This window comes from Streptomyces sp. NPDC028314, assembly GCF_055565795.1.
In genome coordinates this window covers 48221-71521 of sequence record NZ_JBVHTP010000026.1, presented here as the reverse complement: position 1 = coordinate 71521, position 23301 = coordinate 48221, and the positions used below count along the sequence as shown (strand labels likewise).

Genomic DNA, 23301 nt, shown 5'->3' with positions numbered 1-23301 from the left:
ACCTGATCCCGGGGCCAGGGGGACACCCCGAACCCCACCCCCGCCCGGCCAGGGCAACAGCAGCCGAGCTGCAAACGAGCCCCGCCCCGCAGGGGCAGCCCGACCCCCGCCCGGCCAGGGCAGGGGCAACCCGAACCCCGCCAACCGCCCGGCCAGGGCAACGGTCCCGGGGCCACGGGACACCCCGAACCCCACCCCCGCCCGGCCAGGGCATCGGTTACCGGGACACCCCGAACCCGTCCCCCACCCGGCCAGGGCCAACGCCGCGGAGGAGCGTGTCCACCACCCTCGTCGCCAGTTCGTCCACGTCGTCGGCGCCCTCCGCCCTGTTCTGCGCGGCTTCGTGGATCAGGGCGTAGTACACCCGCCGCGCCCAGTCCAGATCGGCGTCGGGCCGCAGTACCCCGGCTTCCCGGGCCCGCCGGAAGAGCGCGTCGCACTGCTCCAGCACGTCCGCGTGCACCCGCGCCACCTCGGGGTCTCCCGAGGCGGCCCCGCCCATGGCGAAGCCCCAGCCGAGCTTGACCCGCAGGACGTTGGCGGTCACCTGGTACAGCGCCACCAGCGGCGGCGCGGTGGCCGGATGGGCACTCGTCACCGCCTCGTGGAACTGTCGCGCGGCCCATGCGGTCAGCGCTTCCAGCAGGGCCTCGCGGGTGGCGAAGCGGCGGTGCACGGTCGTCCGCGCGACACCGGCCGCCTCGGCGATCCGCTCCATCGTCGCCGTCGGGTCGTCGCTCAGGACCCGCTCGGCGGCTCCCAGGATCGCCCGGACGGTCCGCTCCGCGTCCGCCCGCAGCGGCTTCTGTCGGTCCATGGAAAAGAGATTACACGGGCGTGTCCGTTCCTTCGATACTTGCAACATCGATGTTGCACGTTCTATGTTCCTTGCGTCAGAAATGAACCGCTTCAGGAACGGGAGTACACGATGGACCTGCGATTGACGGGCAAGAACGCCGTGGTGACGGGTGCCAGCCGGGGCATCGGGCTGGCCACCGTCGCCGCGCTGGCCGCCGAGGGCATGCACGTGGTGGCGGCGGCCCGGACGGTCACGCCCGAGCTCAGGGCCACCGGGGCGACGGTCGTGTCCGTGGACCTGTCCACGCCCGACGGACCCGCGCGGCTCATCGAACGCGCCCAGGCCGAACTGTCCGGCCTGGACCTGCTCGTGAACAACGTCGGCGGCGGCGAGGGCGGGGGGCAGGCCGGAGGGTTCCTCGCCTTCACCGACCAGCAGTGGCAGGACTCCTTCGACCTGAACTTCTTCAGCGCGGTGCGCACGACCCGGGCCGCGCTGCCCCAGCTGGTCTCCCGCCGGGGCGGCATCGTCAACATCTCCTCCAACGGCGCCCGGATCCCGCACGCCGGCCCCGTCCTCTACACGGCGGCCAAGGCGGCGCTGACCGCCTTCGGCAAGGCGCTGGCGCACGAGTTCGGCCCCCAGGGCGTCCGGGTGAACACGGTGTCCCCCGGCCCGGTCCGCACGGCCATGTGGGAGGCCCCCGACGGCTACGGCGCCCAGCTCGCCGCGTCGTTGGGGGTGACCCGGGAGCAGCTCGTGGCCGGACTCCCCGACGCGGCGGGGATGGTCACCGGCAGGCTCGTGGAACCCGCCGAGGTCGGGCACCTGGTCGCCTGGCTGGCGTCGCCCCTGTCCGGGAGCACCACCGGCGCGGACCACCTCATCGACGGCGACGCGGTCAAGACGGTGTGACCCGCGAGGTGCCGGGGGGCGGCGCCGGACGGGTGAGCCGGCGCGCCCCACCGGCCCGCGTGGGCAGTTCTTCATACCGGGCATGGCAACATCGGCCACCCCGGAGGTGATTACATGACAAATCGGTTGATCCGCGCCGCCTGCATCGCCGCCGCCGTACTCATCACGGCCGGCCCGCCCCCCGCCGCCCACGCCGAGCCCCTCCCCGGCACCCCGGTGGCAGAGCCCGTCGGGGTGCTGCTCAGCCGTCTGCAGGGCCTGTACCAGAAGGCCGAGCAGGCCACCGAGGCCTACAACGCCACCGAAGTCGCCCTCAAGGCCCGCCAGGACGAGGCCCGCCGCCACACCGCGGAGCTCGGCAGGGCCAGGTCCGCCCTCAGCACCGAGCGGGCCATCGTCGGCCGGCTGGCCCGGGAGCAGTACCAGGGGTCCCGCGACAGCCTCTCCCCGTACCTGCGGATGCTGCTCGTCGGAGACCTCGAACACGCCACGGACCAGCGCCTCCTCGCCGCCCGCGAGGGGGCCCGGACGGCCGGGGTGCTGGCCCGGCTGGAGCGGGGCGAGCAGCAGGCCGGGCAGCTGGCCGGCGCCGCCCGCAAGGCCCTCGACGCCCAGCAGGCCCTCGTCTCGGCACGCAAGCGGCAGCAGGACGAGGTCAAGGGCCGTCTCAAGGAGGTCGAACGGCTGCTGGCCTCGCTCACCCCGGAGCAACTGGCCCAGCTCGGCGCCCGCGAGGAGTCGGACACCGCCGACGCGCAGCGCCGGCTGCTGGGTTCGGGCCGGCTCGGCGCGCCCGGCGCCGCGAGCACCCGTACGCCGACCGCCGCCGGCGGCGCGGCCCTCACGTACGCGGCCGCCCAGATCGGCAAGCCGTACGTCTGGGGCGCGGAGGGGCCGGGCTCCTTCGACTGCTCCGGGCTGACCTCCCGGGCCTGGGAGCACGCCGGGCGGTCCATCCCCCGGACCAGCCAGGAGCAGTGGGCCCAGCTGCCCAGGGTCCCGCTGGACCGGATCCGCCCGGGGGACCTGGTGGTGTACTTCCCCACCGCCACGCACGTGGCCCTGTACCTCGGAGACGGCAAGGTGATCCAGGCTCCGCGACCGGGAAGCACCGTCAAGGTGTCCCCGATCGCGGCGAATCCGGTCCTCGGGGCGGTCCGGCCCGACCCCGGAGCGGCCCCACTGGCCCGGTTCACCCCGCCGCGGCTGCCGGAGTCGGCGACGGCGACGGCGACGGCGACGGCGGGGGACGACGCCGGCTACTCGTCGGCGGAGGCACCCGCCGCCACGGAGGCGCCGGCCGCGGCCGAGACCTCCGCCAGGTAGTCCGCGGCGTCCTCGGGGTCGTAGAAGTACCCGTCGAAGTCGGCCGGGTTGTCGAAGCCGTTGGCGAAACGATCCGCCACCGGCTGGAGCTGCCCGGCCGCCCCGATCAGGTTCAGCACGTGCTCCGGCGGGACGCCCAGCATCGCGTTCGTCCACTGGGTCACCGGCTTGCCGGTGGTGAACCAGAACTTGTCGAAGGTGGCCTTCATCCACGCCTCGTCGAACGGCTTGTCGCCGTGCATCAGGATCGACGAGAGGTACGAGGCCGCGCACTTGGCCGCCGAGTTCGAGCCCTGGCCCGTGATCGGGTCGTTGGCCACGACCACGTCCGCCACGCCCAGGACGATCCCGCCGCCGGGCAGCCGCCCGATCGGGTTGCGGACGACCGGCGCGTAACGGCCCGCGAGCGTGCCGCCCGCGTCCGTCAGCTCCACCTTCGTGGCCCGCGCGTACTCCCACGGCGTGAACTTCTCCATGAGCTCCAGCGTCAGCTCCAGGTGCTCCGCCGGGTCGTGCACCCCCTTGAACACGTCCAGCGGACCACCGGGGACGCCCTCCCAGAACAGGATGTCCGCCCGCCCCGACGTGGTGAGCGTCGGCATGACGAACAGCTCCCCGACGCCCGGCACCAGGTTGCAGCGCACGGCCTCCGTCTCCGGGTGCTCCGGGCGCGGACCGAGCCCGTGCACGTAGCTGACCGCCAGCGCGCGCTGCGGCGCGTCGTACGGGGAGCGCGCCGCGTCCCGCCCGAACATCGACACCAGCTCGCCCTTGCCCGCGGCGACCAGGATCAGGTCGTACGTACGGGAGAAGAAGTCCAGGTCGGCGACGGACGCCCCGTGGACGACCAGCTGCCCGCCGCGCTGCGCGAACGTGTCCAGCCAGCCGGCCATCTTCACGCGCTGGTCGACGGACTGCGCGTATCCCTTGAGGCTGCCGAGCCAGTCGACGGCACGGCCGGCGTCCGGGGCCGCGACGGAGACCCCGAGGCCCTTGATCCTGGGGGCCTGCTGCTCCCAGAAGTTCAGCTGGAGGTCCCGCTCGTGCTGGAGCGCGGTGTCGAACATGCACTGCGTGGACATGACCCGCCCGGTACGGATCTCGTCCGCCGTCCGGTTCGACATCAGGGTGACCTCGTACCCCTTGGACTGGAGGCCGAGGGCGAGCTGAAGGCCGGACTGACCGGCCCCCACGACGAGTATCTTGCGCATCTCACGTTCTCGATTCGGGTCGGTCCGTCAGGCCTGCCTGACCTGTCGGAGCTATTCGGGAGTGGCGTCGAGGGCGTGGCCCACCAGGGCCAGCAGGGATTCCACGACGGTCGCCCGGAGCCGTGCGTCCATGATCACGACGGGTACGTGCGGCGGGATGCTGAGCGCCTCGCGCACGTCCTCCTCCTCGTACGAACGGGAGCCCTCGAAGTGGTTGACGGCGACCGCGTACGGCAGGCCGCAGCTCTCGAAGTAGTCGAGGGCCGGGAAGCAGTCGCGCAGCCGGCGCGTGTCGGCGAGCACCAGGCCGCCGATCGCGCCGCGCACCAGGTCGTCCCACATGAACCAGAACCGCTCCTGGCCCGGGGTCCCGTACACGTACAGCACGAGGTCGTCGGCGAGGGTGACGCGGCCGAAGTCCATCGCGACGGTGGTGGTGCTCTTGTCCGGGGTCCCGGACAGGTCGTCCACGGGCACGCTGGCCTGGGTCATCACCGCTTCGGTGCGCAGCGGGGTGATCTCGGAGACGGAGGACACGAAGGTGGTCTTCCCGACGCCGAACCCGCCGGCGACCAGCACCTTGACGGCCACGGGCGCCCGCGAGCGGTCGTACTGCCAGGGCTGGGCGGGCTCGTCGTCCGGTACGGGTACGAGACCGGCCTGCCGGTCAGAGACGGCGAAGACCACTGAGCACCCTTTCGAGCAGCGCGCGTTCGGGACGGCCGGTGCCGTGCCCCGTCCCGTAGACACGGATCCGCCCCTGGTCCGCGAGGTCGCTGACCAGCACGCGGACCACGCCGAGCGGCAGCTTCAGCAGCGCGGCTATCTCGGCGATCGTCCGCATCCGGCGGCACACCTCGACGATGGCCGGCATCTCGGGCATCCGGTCGGGCGTCTTGGCCGGACCGGTGTCGAGGGTGGCCACGAAGGTCTCCACCAGCAGGACCTGGGTGAACCGGGTCCGGCCGCCCGTGAGGGAGTACGGGCGGACGCGGGCGGGGCGGCGGTCGGCGCCGCGTATCGGCAGCCGGTCGGAGGCCGGACTCCTCACGGGGTTTTCTCCATCGACTGGCGCAGCTCGCTGCGGACTTCGGGGGTCAGGACGTGGCCGGCCCGGCCGACGAACAGGGCCATGTGGTAGGCGACGACACTCATGTCGCAGTCGGGCGTGGCGTGCACGCCCAGCAGCGAGCCGTCGCTGATGACCATGACGAAGACGGAGCCGTGCTCCATCGCCACCATGGTCTGCTTCACGGCCCCGCCGTCCATGAGGGAAGCGGCGCCCGTGGTGAGGCTGCCGAGCCCGGAGACGATGGTCGCGAGGTCCGCCGAGGCCCCGCGGGGCCCCTTGGGCCGGGCGGCCTGCGCGGTCTGTGCCACCGGCTCGGACGAGAGCAGCAGGAGCCCGTCCGAGGAGACGACGGCGACGGAGTTGACGCCTGGCACCTCCTCGACCAGGTCGGTCAGCAGCCACTGAAGGTTGCGTGCCTGGGTGCTCAGTCCGTACGTACTGGGCGCGGTCATGTGCGTGCCTCCTGTGCGGTGTCCCCCTGGTCGGTCTGGCCCTGCCCCCGGTCCTGCCCGCGGCTCTGCTCCTGGTCCTCGGCGAGCTCGGCCGCGACGACGCGTCTGCCGTCCTGGGTACCCCGGTAGAACCCGCCGAGCCGGCGGCGCAGCTCGTCGGCGTCCACCCGGCGCGGTTCGGGCCGGGTGTCGGCCGGGCGCCCGCCGGTGGGCACGTTGCGCGGGGTCCGCTTGGGCAGGCCCTTGTCGGTGACGGTGTCGTCGGGGTGGCTGCCCTGGCGCGGGACCCAGTTGCCCTCGGCCTCGGCGCGCCGGTGCGGATCGGGCTCCGCCGGGGCGGTGAAGGGCTGTGCGAGGGAACCGGGTGCGTCTTCGTGTACGAGGGCCGGCGGCGCGGCGTCCGGACCCTGCCCGGCGTCCCCGGAGGCGGGGTCCGCCACCGCGAAGCCCTCCGGCTCCGCGTCGGGCCAGTCCGCCCGGGACGGTCCCGCCTCGGGACCCACCGCGTCCGGCGCCCCGGCTGCCGGGGCGGGCACCGTGAAGACCTGCTCGGACGGGGGCAGCTGGGCGTCCGGCGCCGCGAAGGCGTCCGGGTCGGCGTCCTGCACCACCCGGGCCAGCAGTTCCTCGTCGGCGGACAGCACGGGCTCCGCCGCCGGGACGGTGAACACCTGGTCCGGGGAGGGCAGCGCGTCGGGGCCTCCGCCCGGTGCGGCCGTGTACCCCTGAGCGGCGAAGGGCACCGCCTCGGGGCCGGCCTCGGGCTCCGCGTCGGCGTCGGGCTCGGCGTCCGGCTCCGCGACGGCGTCGGGCTCCGCGTCGGCATCAGCGTCGGCTTCGGCTTCGGGCTCCGCGTCTGCATCCGCGTCCGCTTCGGCGTCGGGCTCCGCGGCGGCATCAGCGGCGGCTTCGGCGTCGGCGTCGGGCTCCGCATCCGCGGCGGCGGCGTCGGCATCGGCGAACTCGGCCTCGAACTCGGCGTCGAACGCAGCGCCGAACCCGGCGTCCAGGCCCGGCTCGGTTCCCGACTCGGCTCCCGCCTCCGGCTCCGGCCCCGCGCCGGCGACCGGGTCGCCGAAGGCGAACGCGGCCGCCAGGTCGGCGGCGAGCCCCGCGTCCGCGGCCGGCCCGGCCGGCGGCTGCGCGCTCGCGTCCGCTCCGGCCGCGGCCTGCGCCGCCGGACCCGTCTGCGCGTCCGTACCCGTCTCCGCCGCGTCCGCCGGAGGCATCCGGTAGGACACCAGCGTGTTCTCGTTGGCCTCCGCGATCACCCCGGGCAGCCGCAGCGCGGACGCGCCCGGCGTGGCCAGGGTGTGCACCGGCGACACCGGCGGCGTGGTCGGCAGCAGCGCGGCCGGGACGACCACCAGGGCCTCCGTCCCGCCGTGCCGGGGCGCGCGCAGCTCGGCCGTCACCCCGTGCCGGGCCGCGAGGCGGCCGGCGACGTAGAGGCCGAGTCCCAGGCCGTGTTCCGACTCGGGCTCCTCGTCGTACGCCTCGGGCGTGGACAGCCGGGCGTTGAGGGACTCCAGCCGGTCCCCGGTGACCCCGATGCCCTCGTCCACCACGGACAGCACCACTTCACCGGTGTCCAGCAGCCTGCCGGACACCTTCACCTTGGCGTCCGGCGGCGAGAAGGTCGTCGCGTTCTCCAGCAGTTCCGCCAGCACGTGCGAGATGTCGTCGGCCGCGTGCCCGGCGACCTGCGTGTACGAGGGCAGCGCCGCGAGGTCGACCCGCTCGTAGCGCTCGATCTCGCTGACCGCCGCCCGCATGACGTCGATCAGCGGCACCGGCAGGACCTGCCCGTGGCCGTGCTCCTGCCCGGCGAGGACCAGCAGGTTCTCGTTGTGGCGGCGCATCACCGTCGCCAGGTGGTCCAGCTTGAACAGGGTCGCGAGGCGGTCCGGTTCCTGTTCCTTGGACTCCAGCTCCTCGATGACCGCCAGCTGGCGTTCCACCAGGCCCAGGGTCCTCAGCGACAGCGAGACGGAGGTCGTCGACATGACGCGACGGTGCTCCTCCAGCCCGGCGCGCAGTTCCTTCAGCTCCGCCTCCAGGGCCTCGCGGCCCGAGGACAGCGCCTCGTTGCGGCCGATGAGGCGGCGCCGGTCGGCGTCGAGCCCGGCGATCCGGGTGTGCAGGGACACCGTCTGCTCGCGCATTGCGTTCAGGTGCCCGACGACCTCGGCGAATTCGTCGTTGCGGCCCGTGAAGCGCACCGGCTCCACCGAGCCCTCCGGCGTCGCCAGCCGCTGCGCGCCCCGGCGCAGGACCGACAGCGGCCGGGTCAGGGACCGGGCCACGGCGGTGGAGACGCCGACCACGAAGAGGAACAGCACGCCCATGAAGGCGACCAGCAGCTCCAGCCGGGTCACGTCGTCGTCCCGCAGGGTCGCGAGCGCGGTGGCCCGCTGGCCCGCGAGGGTGGACTCCACCGACTGCATGCGGTCCACGCGGGCGGTGAGGGCCGCGCCGACGGCTCCGGCGTCGACCTTGCGGTCGGCCGGGCTGGGCGCCGGGCGGTCGGCGAGCCGCTTGAGGTGGTCGTCGGCCGCCTTGACCTCGGGGCCGGTGACGGTGGCGGCGAGGGTCTGCCGTACGTCCGGTCGCGCGGCCCGCGCGAAGTCGTCCAGGGCCGCCAGTTCCCGTACGCGGGAGCGCTGTGCGGCGGCGGTGAGCTCGTCCGCGACGGCCGAGCCGGGGGGCTGGTCGCCGCGGGGGACGGCCAGCGCGGCGAGCAGCAGCCCGCGGGTGGCTCCGGCCTGTTCCACGGCCTGTCCGAGGGGGGCCAGGGGGCGGGTGGTGACCAGGGCGGCCTCCGCCCGCGGCGGGGTCAGCTCGACGAGCCGGTCGCCGGGGGCGAGGAGTTCGGCGATGACACCGGCGTAGGCCTGGTGCGCGGCGAGGGCGCTGCCCTTGCCGTCGACGGCCTCCGTGCGGACGGCCTGGACCTTGCCGAGGGCGCGGGAGAGGTCCTCGTCGGCCTCCGCGCGGGCCTCCTCCAGCTGCCGGTCGGTACGCGCGGTGCGCTCCTGGACGGCGCCCTTGGCACCGCCGGGGCGGCCCTTGGCGATGTACTCGATGACGGCGTCGCGCTCGTCGCCGACCAGGTGCGCCAGGGTGAGGGCCGACCGGGTCTGCTCGGCGAGGGTGACCAGCCGCTGGGAGTCGTTCAGCTCTCTCGTCGCGGAGACGACGGCGGGGGCGCCGGCCGCCAGGACGGTGAGGCCGGCGACGGCCACGCCGACCACCAGCCTGCGGCGCACGCGGACGCGACGTCCTGCGATGGCGGGTCCGTCGGCGCTGGCGGTGCCGTTCTTCCGAGACCGCTTCTTCTGCACCGGTGCTCGCAATCCTGTACGTGTGCTCGTGCTCGTCTACTCGTGTGGCCGAGGTAACGGCCGGTCAACAAGTAAACGCCCCTTGCCCCCTCGTACCGCCTCAGACCTTTGCAGTGTGATGGGAAGAGAGCCGTACATCGCCCACCCGGCCACTCGAAGGAGTGAACATCACGGATGAGTTGGCAACCAACTCGGTGCGCGCGCGTCAGGGCCCCTCCATGGGCGGGTGGTTGAAAGAAGGCGGGCCGCTTTGGCAAGATGCGCGCCCGCATCGCCGAGGACCGCCGGTAACGCCCGAAATGCCCCCGCCGACTTGGTACGGACCTGCCTCCGTCCGGTAGCCGCCCGAGGGACCGCCCCGCAGTCCCCCGGAGCGGCCCCGAGCCGCGCCGCCGGGCAGAATGTCCCCATGCGCATCGACCTGGCTTCGGAGGCCGGCAGTCCGGAACGCCCCAACGAGGACTGGGTGTCGGCGGCGATCCCCACGTCGGGCGGCGGCGTCCTGGTGGTTCTCGACGGAGTGACTCCGCCGCGCGGCGAGGACGGGTGCGTGCACGGTGTGCCCTGGTTCGCGGCCCGGCTCGGCGGGCGATTGACCGAACTGTCCGGATCGCGGCGGGACATGCCTCTGGACCGGATCCTGGCGGCGTCCATCGGGAGCACCGCCGAGGCACACCGCGACACCTGTGACCTTTCTCACGTCCGTACGCCACAGGCGACGGTGGTGCTCGCCCGCTGGGACGAGGCCTACGTGGAACACCTCGTGCTGTCGGACTCCGTACTGCTCCTCCAGGACCCCGGCGGTGCGGTCACGCCGGTCCTCGACGACCGGCTGGACCGGGTCCCGCCGGAGGCGCTGCGCTCGGTGGCCACCGCGGACGCGCTGCGCAACGCCGAAGGCGGCTTCTTCACGGCCGCCGCGGACCCGGCGGTCGTCTCCCGCGCGGTCACCGGCCGCACACCGCGCGCGGAGGTCCGGGCCCTGGCCGCCCTCACGGACGGGGCCAGCCGCTGGACGGACACGTTCGCCGAGGGCGACTGGGCGGCCTGCATGGGGGTGCTCCGCAAGGAGGGTGCGGAGGGCCTGATCACCCGCGTCCGCACCCTCGAATCGGATCCCGACCGCCCTCCGGCCCGCGGCAAGCGCCACGACGACGCCTCGGCGGTGTACGCGGAGTTGTAGGGGATGTCCGCAACGTCCCGCTAGTCCGAGTCCGCCCCCTGGTTCAACTGGTTCAGCAGCCGCGCCAGTTCCGCGACCTCTCCCCGGTCCCAGTCGGCCAGCTTGCGCATGTACTGCTCGCGCCGCGCGCCCCGCACCCGCAGGAACCGGGCCCGCCCCTCTTCCGTGAGCCCGACCAGGAACGCCCGCCCGTCGGCGGGATCCGGCTCCCGGGCCACCAGCCCCAGCACCTCCAGCGCCCGCAGCTGCCGGCTCATCGTGGCCTTGCCGACCCCGAAGTACGCGGCCAGCTCCGTGGCCCGCTGGCGCCCCGCCGCCTCCAGCCGCACCAGCAGCCCGTACGCGGCCGGCTCCAGCTCGGGGTGCAGGGCGCGGGCCATCTCGCCCGAGGAGGCCCGGGCCCGCCGGAGGAAGACGGACAGCTCCCGCTCCAAGGCAAGGAACTCCTGGTCTTCGCTCCCGTGCACGTACGGCTCCTGTCGGTGGTGTCCGGATCCCGGTGTCGGTCCCGGTGTCGGTCCCGGTGTCGGTTCCGGTCTCGGTCCCGGTGTCGGTTCCGGTCTCGGTCCCGGTGTCGGTCCCGGTCCCGGTGTCTGATTGCGCGGCCCAGTATTTCGCAGCGGGCGCGCCGACGGCCCGGGGCCCCGCCGAAGCGGGTCCACGGGCCGTCCCCCTGCCGGGTCAGGCGGCGAGGTTGACGCCGACCTCCGCCTGGGCCAGGGCCAGCTCCAGCACCTGGCGCACGTCCGTCACCGGGTGCACCTCCAGCCCCTCCAGCACCTCGGCCGGGACGTCGTCCAGGTCGGCCTCGTTCCGCTTCGGGATGATCACGGTCGTCAGGCCCGCCCGGTGCGCGGCGAGCAGCTTCTGCTTCACCCCGCCGATCGGCAGGACCCGGCCGGTCAGCGAGACCTCGCCGGTCATCGCCACGTCGGTGCGGACCTGCCGCCCGGACAGCAGCGAGGCCAGCGCGGTCGTCATGGTGATGCCCGCGCTCGGGCCGTCCTTGGGCACCGCGCCCGCCGGGAAGTGGATGTGCACGCCCCGGTCCTTGAGGTCGGCGACCGGAAGCTCCAGCTCCGCGCCGTGCGAGCGCAGGAAGCTGAGCGCGATCTGCGCGGACTCCTTCATCACGTCGCCCAGCTGTCCGGTCAGGGTCAGCCCGGCGGCGCCCGTCTCCGGGTCGGCCAGCGAGGCCTCGACGAAGAGCACGTCACCGCCCGCGCCCGTCACGGCCAGACCGGTGGCCACGCCGGGTACGGCGGTCCGCCGCTGCGCCGGGTCCTGTGCGGACTCCGGGACGTGGTGCGGACGCCCGATGAGGGCACGCAGGTCGTCGGCGCCGATGCTCAGGGGCAGTTCCCGCTCGCCCAGCTCGTGCTGCGAGGTGACCTTGCGCAGCAGCCGTGCGATGGACCGCTCCAGGGTGCGCACCCCCGCCTCCCGGGTGTACTCCCCTGCCAGCTTGCGCAGGGCGCCCTCCTGGAGGACCACCTCGTCGGCGGCGAGTCCGGCGCGCTCCAGCTGCCGGGGCAGCAGGTGGTCGCGGGCGATGACGACCTTCTCGTCCTCGGTGTACCCGTCGAGCCGGACGAGCTCCATCCGGTCGGCGAGGGCCTCCGGAATGGCCTCCAGGACATTGGCGGTGGCCAGGAACACGACGTCGCTCAGGTCGAGCTCCACCTCCAGGTAGTGGTCCCGGAAGGTGTGGTTCTGCGCGGGGTCGAGGACCTCCAGCAGGGCCGCCGCCGGGTCTCCGCGGAAGTCGGAGCCGACCTTGTCGATCTCGTCCAGGAGGACGACCGGGTTCATCGACCCGGCCTCCTTGATGGCGCGCACGATCCGGCCCGGCAGCGCGCCGACGTACGTCCGCCGGTGGCCGCGGATCTCGGCCTCGTCCCGTACGCCGCCGAGCGCGACGCGGACGAACTTGCGGCCCATGGCGTGCGCGACGCTCTCGCCGAGGCTCGTCTTTCCGACCCCGGGAGGGCCTACGAGCGCCAGCACGGCTCCGCCGCGCCGCCCGCCGATGACGCCCATGCCCCGCTCGGAACGCCGCTTGCGCACGGCGAGGTACTCGGTGATGCGGTCCTTCACGTCGCTCAGTCCGGCGTGCTCGGCGTCGAGCACCGCCCGGGCCCCGCGGATGTCGTACTCGTCCTCGGTGCGCTCGTTCCAGGGCAGTTCCAGCACGGTGTCGAGCCAGGTCCGGATCCAGGAGCCCTCGGGAGACTGGTCGCTGGAGCGCTCCAGCTTGTCGACCTCCTTGAGCGCGGCCTCGCGCACCTTCTCGGGCAGGTCGGCGGCCTCGACCCGGGCGCGGTAGTCGTCGGACTCCTCGCCCTCCTTCTCGCCGCCCAGCTCGCGCAGTTCCTTGCGGACGGCCTCCAGCTGCCGCTTCAGCAGGAACTCGCGCTGCTGCTTGTCGACGCCGTCCTGTACGTCCTTGGCGATGGACTCGGCGACGTCCTGTTCGGCGAGGTGGTCGCTCAGCGCCTTGATCGCGAGCTTGAGCCGGGCGACGGGGTCGGTCGTCTCCAGCAGTTCCACCTTCTGGGCCACGGTCAGGAACGGCGAGTACCCGGAGTTGTCGGCGAGCGCCGAGACCCCTTCGATCTGCTGCACGCGGTCCACGACCTGCCAGGCCCCGCGCTTCTTGAGCCAGCTGGTGGCGAGCGCCTTGTACTCCTTGACGAGCTCGGCGGCGGCCCCGGGCAGCGGATCCGGCACCTTCTCGTCGACGGACTCGCCCTCGACCCAGAGCGCGGCCCCGGGGCCGGTGGTCCCGGCCCCGATGCGGACGCGCCCGCGCCCCCGGATGAGGGCGCCAGGGTCGCCGTCGGAGAGCCGCCCCACCTGCTCGACGGTCCCCAGCACACCGATGCCGGCGTACTTCCCGTCGACCCGCGGCACGAGCAGCACCCGGGGCTTCCCGCTGCCCGCGGCGGCCTGAGCGGCCTCCACGGCCCCTCGCACCTCGGCGTCGGACAGGTCCAGCGGTACGACCATTCCAGGCAGCACGACCTCGTCGTCGAGCGGCAGCACGGGCAGAGTGAGCGTTACGGACGTCGAAGCCATGATCTTCCCTCCGGCAGTGAAGTTGAGCTATGCCGACTCAATGCCTGTGAGTCCCCCGATGTTCCCCAACGCCCGTTCGCCGGGGGCGAACAGCCAGTGGAGGCCCTCTGATCAGCCGAAAGATCCGTCTTCGCGGTCGGTGAAGTCTGCACAGCCGTCGTGCTCGAAGCGCATCCGCCCGTCGGACGCCGACCCCGCATGGGTGCAGGCGCCCCAGCCCTGCCCGAACTCTCCGCCGAGCGCCGTCCAGAACCGGCACCCGCCGCACTGCTCGGAGTACCACTCGTCGCGGTAGCCGGGCTCGCCGGCGGGCCGGTTCAGCCGTCGCAGCCAGCGCGCGTGGACCTCGTCGTTGTGGCCGCGGTCGTCACCCGTCCACGGCATGCCGGACGTCATCCGATCCCCGCTCCCTCCACCGGCTCCCCCGGTGCGCGGGGCCAATCTGCACGGAACCGGCGCCGGTCCGCCAGCCGATTCCCGCGGGTCCCGGCCCTCTGCCTCGGGCCCGTCAGGCGGCCGAGACGCGGACGTCGCCCGAGGTGGTCTTCACGGCGAGACGGGCGGTGGCCGCCGGGTCGGCGTCGAGGCCGACCTCGCGGTCCCCCGAGGTGGTGGAGACCTCGACCCGGTAGGGCCCGGACGGCACCTGCAGGGTGACGTTGCCCGAGCCGGTGTCGGCGTTCACCGAGGCCGGGGGCGCGGCGAAGTCCAGGCGGGCGTCCCCCGAGTCGGAGCGGACGTCGGCGCCCGGCCCGGACAGGCCCGCGCCCGTGATGTCACCGGAGGAGGTACGTATCTTCAGCGCGCCCGCGATCCGCTCGGCCTTCACCGGGCCGGAGGAGGTGGCGAGGTCGGCGGCGGCCACCCCGGACACCGTCACCCGGCCGCTGCTGCTCTCCAGTTTGACCGTCGCCGAGGCCGGGACCTCCAGGCGGTAGTCGACGTAGCAGCTGCCGGAGCAGCCGTTGCTGAAGGTGAGCAAGCCCCCGGCGACCTGCTGGCCCGGCCGGGGGGTCTCGTTGCCCCGGTAGTGGACGGTGCGGTGGACGGTGACGCCCGGGCCGCTGCCGGGGGTGACCTCGATCGAGCCGTGCCGCGCGTCCGTGACCTCGACCGCCGAGACGGCCTCGGTGACCGTGGCGTCGGAGTCCGCGGTCCTCATCGTGTGCGAGGAGAGCGAGCAGCCGGAGAGGAGCAGCCCGCCGGCCAGGGCGACGGCGGTGGCGGTAACGGTGGCGGCAAGTGCCTTGTGGGCGGGGCGGGCTGACGTGGCGTGAAGAGGCATGACGCCAGTCTGGGCAGGCGCGCGCCGCGCGGCGATGGGGGCCGTACCCCGAGCCGCGGTGGGGTTATCCCCCCGTCACGACCGGGAGTTCCGAGGGCAGGCCCCACTCGCTCCACGAGCCGTCGTACACCGCGAGGTCCCGGTATCCGGCCAGGTCGGCGCCCAGCGCGAGCACGCAGGCCGTCACCCCCGACCCGCAGCTGAAGTACAGCCGCTCCCGCTCTCCCGCCAACGCGCGGAAGGCCTCGCGAAGTTCCGCGGCGGGCCGCATCAGCCCGCCCGGCCCCTTGAGGTCGCCGAAGGGGAGGTTCAGGGCGCCCGGCATGTGGCCGCCGCGCAGCCCCGGCCGGGGTTCGGGTGCCGTGCCCGCGAAGCGCTCCCGGGTCCGGGCGTCGAGCACGGCCGCCGCCGGGTCCGCCAGGGCGGCGGCCACGGCGGCGCTGTCCACCAGGAGCCCGGCCCGCGGCCGGGCGGTGAAGGAGCCGCGCGGGCCCTCGTACGCCGGTCCGGTGTCCTCCACGGGCAGGCCGGCGGCGACCCAGGCGGGGAGGCCGCCGTCGAGGACCGCAGCCCGGTCGAAGCCCATCGCGCGCAGCATCCACCACGCCCGGGCGCTGGAGTGGATCCCGGCGCCGTCGTACACGACCACGGTGACGGAGTCGTCGACACCGAGGCCGCGCATCGCCTCCTCGAAGGCGGCGGCCGAGGGCATCGTGTGCGGGGCGGCAGCCGCGTGGTCGGACAGGGCGCCGTCGAGGTCGAAGGGCCGGGCGCCCGGGATCCGGCGGTCCGCTCCGCGGTGGGGGGCGACGGAGGCGTCGAGGACGACCAGGCCGGGCTCGCCGAGGCGGGCGGCCAGTCGGCCGGCCCCGATCAGCGGGCCCGTCGGGTTCTCGGACGCGGTCATGCGGCACCTCCGGAGGCAGCGGCGTTCGGGCCTCGGCGGTACGGCCCGCCGCCCATCCAAGCACCCGCCCGCCCGGCCCTGCGGTCGCCCCCGACCAGGGCCCGAACCCCCGCGAACAACCCGACCCGGGGCACGGACCACGCCAACAACCCCACCCGGCACGGTCCCGAGCCCCCGCCAACAACCCCACCCGGCACGGATCCACGCGAACAAACCGGCCCGGGCACAGACCCACGCCAACAACGCCACCCGGCCGAAGCCAGGCCCCACGCCAACAACCCCGCCTGGCGCGGCTCCGAGCCCCCCGCCAGCAACCCCGCTCGACCTGGACCCACGTGAACAACTCGGCCCAGGCACGGACCCACGCCAACGACCCCGCCCGGCACGGTCCCGAGCCCCCGCCACCCGGCCGCCCGGCCGGGGGCCGAGCCCAAGCACATAGCCCGGGCACGGCCCCGGATCCCCACAGGCAATCCCACCCAGCCGGGGCCAGGACCCACGCGAACACCCCCACCCGGCACGGCCCCTGGCCCCTGGCCCGCAACCGCCCACCCGGGCGCCCGCCCCGGTGAGCGATCCGCCCGCCCAAGGGCCGGGTCCCCGCCCGCACTTCACCCGCCCCGACTCCAGCAGCACCCGCAGCCACCCCGGCGGGCCGACCCCCGCAGCGCCCCCGGTCGGCGCCCCGCCGGATCCCCCCGGAACCCCGCCGGAACCGCCCCGGATCCGCCCCGGGTCCGCGCCGGGTCTGCCCCAGATCCGCCGGGGGCCACCCGCACCTCAGCCGCAGCCGCCCCCCGGCCGCGCCGCGTACACCGCCACCCGGGCCCCCCGCACCTCCACCACCGAGCACAGCTCGAACCCGGCGGCCAGTGCCTCCCGCTTCGCCACCTCCGCCGGGTACGGGTCCAGCGGCTGCCCCACCGGGTCCAGCAGGGCGAGCACCCGTGGCGCGCCGGCCAGCCCGGCCCGGATCCGCGCCGGGTCGGCCTCGGTGCCCCACAGGCTCCGCGAGGCCGCCGGGGTGCGGTCCAGGGCGAGGTCCCGCAGCGGGGCGTACACGCCGGGCGAGGACAGCAGCCACTCCCGCCGCCGGGACGGCATGAACAGCACGGCGTCCCCCGGCCGGGCCCGCTCCCGGACGGCGGCCGCCACCGCGAGCACGTCGTCCTTGCGGCTCTCCGGGGTCCGCAGCCACACCGACCACCACCCGAACGGCACCAGCAGCGCGGCCACCAGCACCCACGGCCGCACGCCCCGGGCCCGCGCGAGCCACGCCCCCGCGAGCAGGGCCAGGCCGGCGAGCGAGTAGAGCACGTACCGGTCGACGTACCAGGGGTGCACCAGCGAGAGCGTCATCAGCAGTCCGGGCGGCAGCAGCGCGAGCGGCACGGCGACCCGTACGAGGTCACCCGTCCCGCGGACCGCCCGCGCGAGCAGCAGCACCGCGACCAGGAGCACCCCGTACGCCGTCCAGTCCTGCCAGCTCGGCCGCCCCAGCCAGCCCAGCTGTTGCTGCGCCTGCCGGGCGCTGACCCAGGCCAGCGGCAGCAGCGCGGCCACGACGGCCGCCGCGCTCCACCGCCAGCCGCGCGAGCGCCACACGGCGCAGCCGTGCGCGAGCAGGGCCAGTACGGCGAACTCGTGGAGCCAGCAGCCGAGCAGCAGCACCACCGCGTAGGCGGCCCACCACTCGCGCAGCATCAGGTAGGTGGCCCAGACCACGGCGCAGGCGACGAGGGCGTACGAGCGCCCCTCCTGCGCGTACATCTGCACGGGCGGCAGTACGGCGTAGGCGGTTCCTGCCAGCACTCCGGCCCGCTCCCCCGCCAGGCGGGACGCCACCGCGGCCACGCCGGCGGCGGCCAGGGCCGTGGCGGCGACGGACGGCAGGCGCAGCGCCCACAGGCCCCCGTCCCACAGGCCGAAGACCCCGTGCATCAGCAGGTAGTACAGCCCGTGCACGGCGTCGACCTGCCCGAGCAGTTCCCACAGCCCGCCGAGGGGGCGGTGCGCGACCTGCACGGTGACGGATTCGTCGCGCCACATGCTGCCGCCGCCGGGACCGCGTTCGAGACCCCACAGGCCGAGGACGAGGGCGACCAGGGGCGGCAGCAGGCGCCAGGGGGCTGTGCGGCTGATGTCGGCCTCCGGGTGCTTCCGTGCGACTGGCGGGGACTCCATACTCGGGGTCCGGGACGGGCGAATTCCTGCGGGGGTACGGCGTGCGAGCGTGGCGAGCGGGCGTGGTGGCGGCGGTGCTGGGCGCGGTGGCGCTCAGCGGGTGCGGTTCCGGCGGGGAGGCCTCCGCGGACCACACGCCGGACCGGGCGCCGGCCTCGTCCGGCCAGGGGCCCGCTGCGAGCGCCGATCCGGCCCCGGCGCCCAGCCCTTCCGCCTCCGCGAGCCCCGGGCCCGGCCTCCCCTCCGCATCGCGGAGTCCGGCCCCGGCCGCCCCGCCGCCGCCCTCGCCCCAGCCGACCTCCCCGAGCGAGACCCTCGTCAGGGTGACCCGCAGCGGCGGCTTCGCCGGACGGACCAGCACCCTGCTGGTCAAGGGCGACGGCTCCTGGACCCGGCTGGACGGGAAGGCGAAGGAGGTGGGCAGCGGCAAGCTGACCGCGGCCCAGCTCGACGCGCTGCGCACGGCGCTCCGGGAGGCTGACTTCCCCCGTCTGCCCCGGGTCTCGACGAACGGGACCGTCTACGACGGGTTCGTGTACGCCTTCGTGCACGGCGGCTTCGAGGTCGCCGCCAGCGACGGCTCGGTCCCGACGGCCCTCACCAACGTGATCGACGCACTGCCCCCGTTCGGGGACTAGAGGACTACGAGGCCCAGCGGACCACGGACGCCAGGCGGCAGGCGCCAGACGCAGACGGCAGACGGCAGACGCAGACGCAGACGCAGACGGCAGACGGCAGACGCCAGACCGCAGACGCCAGACCGCAGACCAGCCGGCTAAGGCCTGCCCTCCGAGCCCGTCCCCAGCCCCGTCCCGGCCGTCGTGATCCCCCGCAGCTGCCGGTCCAGGTACCCGTGCAGCCGGCCCGGCATGTCGACGCTCTCCGGATCCAGCACCCACTGGATCTGGAGCCCGTCCATGACGGCGAGGATCTCCCGCCCCGTCCCCTCGCAGTCGGTGCCGGGGCGCAGCTCGCCGCGGGCGACGCCCTGCTCCAGGAGTTCGACGGTGTGGCCGAGCACGCGGGCGTAGCGCTGCTTGAAGTACGCGTGGGCGGGGTGGCCGGGGTTGCCCGATTCGCCGACGAGGGTGTTGAGCATCCGGACGAGGCCGGGCCGCCGGGCGTTGTCGGCGGCGAGGGCGACGACCGTGGCGCAGTAGGCGGCCACCGACTCCGCCGGCGTGCTGAAGAGGCGCTCGACGTCGTGCTGCTCGCTCTGGGCCAGCACGGACAGCAGCAGGTCCTCCTTGCTGCGGAAGTGGTGCAGCAGGCCGCCCTGGGTGATCCCGCAGTCGTGGGCGATCCGGGCCAGCGAGGAGGCGTGGAAGCCCCACTGCGCGAAGTGCTCGACGGCGGTGTCGAGGATCTTCTGCCGCCGGGCGTCACCCACGGCGTAGCTCCCTCGACCTGGGGTCTTCGGGGTGGTTCGCCCCTTGTCCTGTGCCATGCGAGCCACCCTAGGGCCTGCGTTTTCCGCCACCCCGGGGGCGTGATCCAGGTCACCCGCGAAAACCTAGTGGGTACAAGGTTTTCGCGTCTACGTTGATGACGCCAGGTCGGCGACGAGACCGGCCGCGCGATCGTTGGAGTCCCCCATGGCGCTCACGCAGGACACTTCAGGCATCCCTTATAAGAACCCCGAACTCCCCGTCGAGCGGCGCGTGGAGGACCTGCTCTCCCGGATGACGCTGGAGGAGAAGGCCGGCCAGCTCTTCCACTCCATGCTGATGATGAACGCGGACGGCAGCCCGGTCACCGAGACCGACGGCTCGATGCTCCCCTTCACCACGCCCGAGCTGATCGAGGGCCGGCTGCTCACCCACTTCAACCTGCTCGGCACCTACGGCGCCCGCGAGATGGCCCAGTGGCAGAACACGGTCCAGGAGATGGCCGCCGGCACCCGCCTGGGCATCCCGGTCACCCTCTCCACCGACCCCCGGCACGCCTTCACCGACAACGTCGGCGCCTCCTTCAACGCGGGGGCGTTCTCCGCCTGGCCCGAGGCCCTCGGGCTGGCAGCGATCGGGGACCCCGCACTGGTGGAGCGGTTCGCCGACACCGTCCGCCGCGAGTACCTCTCCGTCGGCTTCCGGGTCGCCCTGCACCCGCAGATCGACCTGGCGACCGAACCGCGCTGGGCCCGCCAGTCCGGCACCTTCGGATCCGACGCCGCGCTGACGGGTGAGCTCGTACGGGCCTACGTACGCGGCCTCCAGGGCGAGCGGCTCGGCACGCGCTCGGTCTCCGCGATGGTCAAGCACTTCCCCGGCGGCGGCCCGCAGAAGGACGGCGAGGACCCGCACTTCGCGCACGGCAAGGAGCAGGTCTACCCGGGCGGCATGCGCGAGCACCACCTGGAGCCCTTCAAGGCGGCGATCGAGGCCGGCTGCGCGCAGATGATGCCGTACTACGGCCAGCCCGTCGGCACGGACTGGGAGGAGGTCGGCTTCGGCTTCAACAAGGGCGTGGTCACCGGGCTGCTGCGCGAGGAGCTGGGCTTCGACGGGATCGTCTGCACCGACTGGGGCCTGCTGACGGACGCGGCGATCTTCGGCGAGACGCACCCGGCGCGGGCGTGGGGCCTGGAGCACCTGACGGTCGCCGAGCGGGCGGCCCGCGCGCTGGACGCCGGATGCGACCAGTTCGGCGGCGAACAGTGCCCCGAGGTCATCGTCGGGCTGGTCCGGTCCGGCCGGATCACCGAGGACCGGATCGACGCGTCCGTGCGCCGCCTGCTGCGCGAGAAGTTCACGCTCGGCCTGTTCGAGAACCCGTACGTGGACCCGGACGCGGCCGCCGAGACGGTGGGCCGGGCCGACTTCACGGCCCTCGGCGAAGCCGCACAGCGCCGCTCGCTGACGGTGCTCGCCAACGGCTGCGGCCTCCTGCCGCTCTCCGGGCGGCCGAAGCTGTACGTCCGGGACGTGGACCCGGCGGTGGCGGCCGGGTACGGGGACGTGGTGGCGGACCCGGCCGGGGCCGACCTGGCGGTGCTGCGCCTGCGCACGCCGTACGAGCCCCGCGACAACATTTTCGAATCGTTCTTCCACTCGGGCTCGCTCGCCTTCCCCGAGCCGGAGCTGGCGAAGATCCTCGGTCTGCTCGACTCCGTGCCGACGCTGGTCTGCATCAATCTGGAGCGGCCCGCGGTGCTCCCGGAGATCGCCGGGCGGGCGGCGGCGCTGATCGCCGACTACGGAGCGGGCGACGCGGCCCTGCTGGACGTGGCCTTCGGCCGCGCCGCCGCGGAGGGCCGGCTGCCCTTCGAACTCCCGCGCTCCATGCGGGCCGTCGCCGATTCCCGCCCCGACGTCCCGAACGACACGCAGGACCCGGTCTTCCCGCACGGGCACGGGCTGACGCTCTGAGGGCCGCCCTGCCGATCGGCCGGAGCCCCGGCCGCGGCGAAGATCACAGACTGCGAGGCACCTGACCGCCCCGCATATGCCGGACGCCCGTCCCGTGGGGGGACGGGCGTCCGGCGCCCTCACTCTCCGCAGCCGCCCCTGTCCGAACCCCGCATAGCCGCAGGCCGGTGCCTCCTCTACGCTGCACCCCATCGCGCAGGATCTTCAGGGGCGGGACATGGAACAGACACACACCAGCCACAACGGCGCCGCGGCAACGCCAGGCGCCCAGCGGCGCGTGCTCGTGGTCGAGGACGACCGCACCATCGCCGACGCCATCTCGGCCCGGCTGCGCGCCGAGGGCTTCCAGGTGCAGACCACGTACGACGGCCCTGCCGCCGTCGCCGCGGCCGAGAGCTGGCTGCCCGAGCTGCTGGTGCTGGACGTCATGCTGCCCGGCTTCGACGGGCTGGAGGTCTGCCGCCGGGTCCAGGCCCAGCGGCCGGTGCCGGTGCTGATGCTCACCGCCCGGGACGACGAGACGGACATGCTGGTCGGCCTCGGGGTCGGGGCCGACGACTACATGACCAAGCCGTTCTCCATGCGCGAGCTGGCCGCACGGGTCCACGTGCTGCTGCGCCGGGTGGAGCGGGCCACGCTGGCCGCGACCGCCCCGCGCGGGGCGACGCTGCGCCTGGGCGACCTGGAGATCGACCACGCCCAGCGCCGGGTCAGGGTGCAGGCGGAGGACGTCCACCTGACGCCGACCGAGTTCGACCTGCTGGTGTGCCTGGCCGGGACCCCGCGGGCGGTGCTCTCGCGGGAGCAGCTGCTGGCGGAGGTGTGGGACTGGGCCGACGCGTCCGGGACCCGTACGGTCGACAGCCACATCAAGGCCCTGCGGCGGAAGATCGGCGCGGAGCGGATCCGTACGGTCCACGGCGTCGGGTACGCCCTGGAGACCCCGGCGCAGCCGTGAGCCAGCGGCAGCCCGGAGGTCTTCGGCCGTATTCGCCGTTCTCGATCAAGACGAAGCTGGGCACGCTCGTCGTGGTCTCGGTCTTCATCACCACCGGCCTGCTGCTGGTGGCCCTGCGCACGGACACCGAGCTGCGGTTCATCACGGTCTTCTCGGTGATCGCCTCGATGCTGATCACCCAGTTCGTGGCGCACGGCCTGACGGCGCCGCTGGACGACATGACCACGGTCGCGCGGGCGATATCCCAGGGGGACTACACCCGCCGGGTGCGGGGCGCGGGCCGCCGGGACGAGCTGGGCGACCTGGCCTCGACGATCAACCTGATGGCCGACGACCTGGAGGCGGTGGACCGGCACCGCAAGGAGCTGGTCGCGAACGTCTCCCACGAGCTGCGCACGCCGATCGCCGCGCTCCGGGCGGTCCTGGAGAACGTGGTCGACGGGGTCTCGGCCGCCGATCCCGAGACCATGCGCACGATGCTGAAGCAGACCGAGCGGCTGGGCCGGCTCGTGGAGACCCTGCTGGACCTGTCCCGGGTGGACAACGGGGTGGTCCCGCTGCGGGCGCGCCGCTTCGAGGTGTGGCCGTACCTGTCGGGGGTCCTCAAGGAGTCGGGGCTGGCGGCGGCCGGCCGGCCGGGGCTGCTCTCCGGCTCCGGCGGGCACACCCGCAACGACGTCCACCTCCACCTGGACGTGTTCCCGTCCGAGCTGACGGCGTACGCCGACGCGGAGCGGCTCCACCAGGTGGTGGCGAACCTGATCGACAACGCGGTCAAGCACAGCCCCCCGCACGGCAGGGTCACGGTCAGGGCCCGGGCCGGGGACGCTCCGGGGAGCCTGGAGCTGGAGGTACGGGACGAAGGTCCCGGGATCCCGGAGTCCGAGTGGCACCGCGTCTTCGAGCGGTTCAACCGGGGCAGCGCGGGCGGCGGCGACGGAGGCACCGGGCTGGGCCTGGCGATCGCCCGCTGGGCCGTCGGCCTGCACGGGGGCCAGATCGGAGTGGCCGAATCGTCACGCGGCTGCCGCATCCTCGTCACGCTTCCGGGCAGCTCGCAGCCGCCGGGTTGACGTAGGGTTCGAGTGGGAAGGACATGATCTCGGCCACACGTGCCCGGGGTCGTCAGGGGTGCGAAGCCAAGGGGGCCGCAACCTCGGTGCCCCCTACCCGAACCGCGCTTGTTTCCCGCCATTCCACGTGGCGAAACCCGCCGTTC

General features: G+C 74.1%; 20 protein-coding genes. 7 read left to right on the top strand and 13 right to left on the bottom strand.

The annotated features are described in order from the left end of the window. Window positions 1–217: 217 nt before the first annotated feature. Window positions 218–817, bottom strand: coding sequence for a TetR/AcrR family transcriptional regulator (locus tag ACZ4TG_RS37630; protein ID WP_468172771.1), 600 nt, complete (start codon window positions 815–817; stop codon window positions 218–220). A gap of 111 nt (window positions 818–928) precedes the next feature. Here ACZ4TG_RS37630 and ACZ4TG_RS37625 point away from each other — a divergent pair, with 111 nt between their 5' ends. Both ACZ4TG_RS37625 and ACZ4TG_RS37620 read left to right on the top strand, forming a co-directional pair. Continuing rightward, entirely contained in the window at window positions 929–1714 is a 786-nt protein-coding gene (locus ACZ4TG_RS37625; RefSeq protein ID WP_468172768.1) for an SDR family oxidoreductase, read from the top strand. Window positions 1715–1828: 114 nt separating this feature from the next. Continuing rightward, window positions 1829–3040, top strand: coding sequence for a C40 family peptidase (locus tag ACZ4TG_RS37620; RefSeq protein ID WP_468172765.1), 1212 nt, complete (start codon window positions 1829–1831; stop codon window positions 3038–3040). On the opposite strand, the gene ACZ4TG_RS37615 is transcribed toward ACZ4TG_RS37620, so the two are convergent. The 5 genes from ACZ4TG_RS37615 to ACZ4TG_RS37595 are packed head-to-tail and all read right to left on the bottom strand — an operon-like array spanning window position 2974 to window position 9044. Next, window positions 2974–4251: a styrene monooxygenase/indole monooxygenase family protein gene (locus ACZ4TG_RS37615; protein ID WP_468172762.1), complete on the bottom strand. Its 1278-nt coding sequence runs from the start codon at window positions 4249–4251 to the stop codon at window positions 2974–2976. The two genes, ACZ4TG_RS37620 and ACZ4TG_RS37615, sit on opposite strands and share 67 nt — an antisense overlap. Window positions 4252–4302: 51 nt before the next feature. Continuing rightward, entirely contained in the window at window positions 4303–4938 is a 636-nt protein-coding gene (locus ACZ4TG_RS37610) for a GTP-binding protein (RefSeq protein ID WP_468172759.1), read from the bottom strand. Continuing rightward, complete coding sequence (locus tag ACZ4TG_RS37605; protein WP_468172756.1) at window positions 4919–5302, bottom strand: DUF742 domain-containing protein; 384 nt, start codon at window positions 5300–5302, stop codon at window positions 4919–4921. The genes ACZ4TG_RS37610 and ACZ4TG_RS37605 overlap by 20 nt, the downstream gene beginning before the upstream one ends. Continuing rightward, window positions 5299–5775: a roadblock/LC7 domain-containing protein gene (locus ACZ4TG_RS37600; protein WP_468172753.1), complete on the bottom strand. Its 477-nt coding sequence runs from the start codon at window positions 5773–5775 to the stop codon at window positions 5299–5301. The genes ACZ4TG_RS37605 and ACZ4TG_RS37600 overlap by 4 nt, the downstream gene beginning before the upstream one ends. Beyond that, window positions 5772–9044 (bottom strand): sensor histidine kinase, encoded by a 3273-nt coding sequence (locus tag ACZ4TG_RS37595; protein ID WP_468172750.1) that lies wholly within the window; start codon window positions 9042–9044, stop codon window positions 5772–5774. The genes ACZ4TG_RS37600 and ACZ4TG_RS37595 overlap by 4 nt, the downstream gene beginning before the upstream one ends. 484 nt (window positions 9045–9528) lie before the next feature. Between ACZ4TG_RS37595 and ACZ4TG_RS37590 the strand changes: the two genes are divergently transcribed. After that, window positions 9529–10302 (top strand): protein phosphatase 2C domain-containing protein, encoded by a 774-nt coding sequence (locus ACZ4TG_RS37590; protein WP_468172747.1) that lies wholly within the window; start codon window positions 9529–9531, stop codon window positions 10300–10302. Window positions 10303–10322: 20 nt separating this feature from the next. On the opposite strand, the gene ACZ4TG_RS37585 is transcribed toward ACZ4TG_RS37590, so the two are convergent. The 6 genes from ACZ4TG_RS37585 to ACZ4TG_RS37560 all read right to left on the bottom strand — a co-directional run bounded on the left by ACZ4TG_RS37585 (window position 10323) and on the right by ACZ4TG_RS37560 (window position 17756). Continuing rightward, window positions 10323–10769 (bottom strand): MarR family winged helix-turn-helix transcriptional regulator, encoded by a 447-nt coding sequence (locus ACZ4TG_RS37585; RefSeq protein WP_361771147.1) that lies wholly within the window; start codon window positions 10767–10769, stop codon window positions 10323–10325. A gap of 214 nt (window positions 10770–10983) precedes the next feature. Further along, on the bottom strand, window positions 10984–13380 hold the full coding sequence (gene lon / locus ACZ4TG_RS37580) for an endopeptidase La (RefSeq protein ID WP_468172744.1): 2397 nt from the start codon (window positions 13378–13380) through the stop codon (window positions 10984–10986). A 111-nt stretch (window positions 13381–13491) separates the two neighbouring features. Next, entirely contained in the window at window positions 13492–13776 is a 285-nt protein-coding gene (locus ACZ4TG_RS37575) for a DUF3027 domain-containing protein (RefSeq protein ID WP_468172741.1), read from the bottom strand. 112 nt (window positions 13777–13888) lie between these two features. Beyond that, complete coding sequence (locus ACZ4TG_RS37570) at window positions 13889–14665, bottom strand: DUF4097 family beta strand repeat-containing protein (RefSeq protein WP_468172738.1); 777 nt, start codon at window positions 14663–14665, stop codon at window positions 13889–13891. Between the two features lie 64 nt (window positions 14666–14729). After that, window positions 14730–15572 (bottom strand): sulfurtransferase, encoded by an 843-nt coding sequence (locus ACZ4TG_RS37565; protein ID WP_468172735.1) that lies wholly within the window; start codon window positions 15570–15572, stop codon window positions 14730–14732. A 780-nt stretch (window positions 15573–16352) separates the two neighbouring features. Beyond that, the gene (locus ACZ4TG_RS37560) at window positions 16353–17756 is read right to left on the bottom strand and encodes a glycosyltransferase family 39 protein (RefSeq protein WP_468172732.1); all 1404 of its coding nucleotides are present in this window, start codon (window positions 17754–17756) and stop codon (window positions 16353–16355) included. A gap of 41 nt (window positions 17757–17797) precedes the next feature. Here ACZ4TG_RS37560 and ACZ4TG_RS37555 point away from each other — a divergent pair, with 41 nt between their 5' ends. Then, window positions 17798–18394, top strand: coding sequence for a hypothetical protein (locus ACZ4TG_RS37555; RefSeq protein WP_468172729.1), 597 nt, complete (start codon window positions 17798–17800; stop codon window positions 18392–18394). 137 nt (window positions 18395–18531) lie between these two features. Here ACZ4TG_RS37555 and ACZ4TG_RS37550 read toward each other — a convergent pair whose 3' ends face one another. Then, complete coding sequence (locus tag ACZ4TG_RS37550) at window positions 18532–19203, bottom strand: TetR/AcrR family transcriptional regulator (RefSeq protein ID WP_468172726.1); 672 nt, start codon at window positions 19201–19203, stop codon at window positions 18532–18534. Window positions 19204–19351: 148 nt separating this feature from the next. On the opposite strand from ACZ4TG_RS37550, the gene ACZ4TG_RS37545 reads away from it, so the two are divergent. The 3 genes from ACZ4TG_RS37545 (at window position 19352) to ACZ4TG_RS37535 (ending at window position 23155) form a co-directional block, all read left to right on the top strand. Beyond that, entirely contained in the window at window positions 19352–21124 is a 1773-nt protein-coding gene (locus ACZ4TG_RS37545) for a glycoside hydrolase family 3 protein (protein ID WP_468172723.1), read from the top strand. A 217-nt stretch (window positions 21125–21341) separates the two neighbouring features. After that, the gene (locus ACZ4TG_RS37540) at window positions 21342–22082 is read left to right on the top strand and encodes a response regulator transcription factor (RefSeq protein ID WP_468172720.1); all 741 of its coding nucleotides are present in this window, start codon (window positions 21342–21344) and stop codon (window positions 22080–22082) included. Beyond that, window positions 22079–23155, top strand: coding sequence for a HAMP domain-containing sensor histidine kinase (locus tag ACZ4TG_RS37535; protein WP_468172717.1), 1077 nt, complete (start codon window positions 22079–22081; stop codon window positions 23153–23155). The genes ACZ4TG_RS37540 and ACZ4TG_RS37535 overlap by 4 nt, the downstream gene beginning before the upstream one ends. Window positions 23156–23301: the final 146 nt, after the last annotated feature.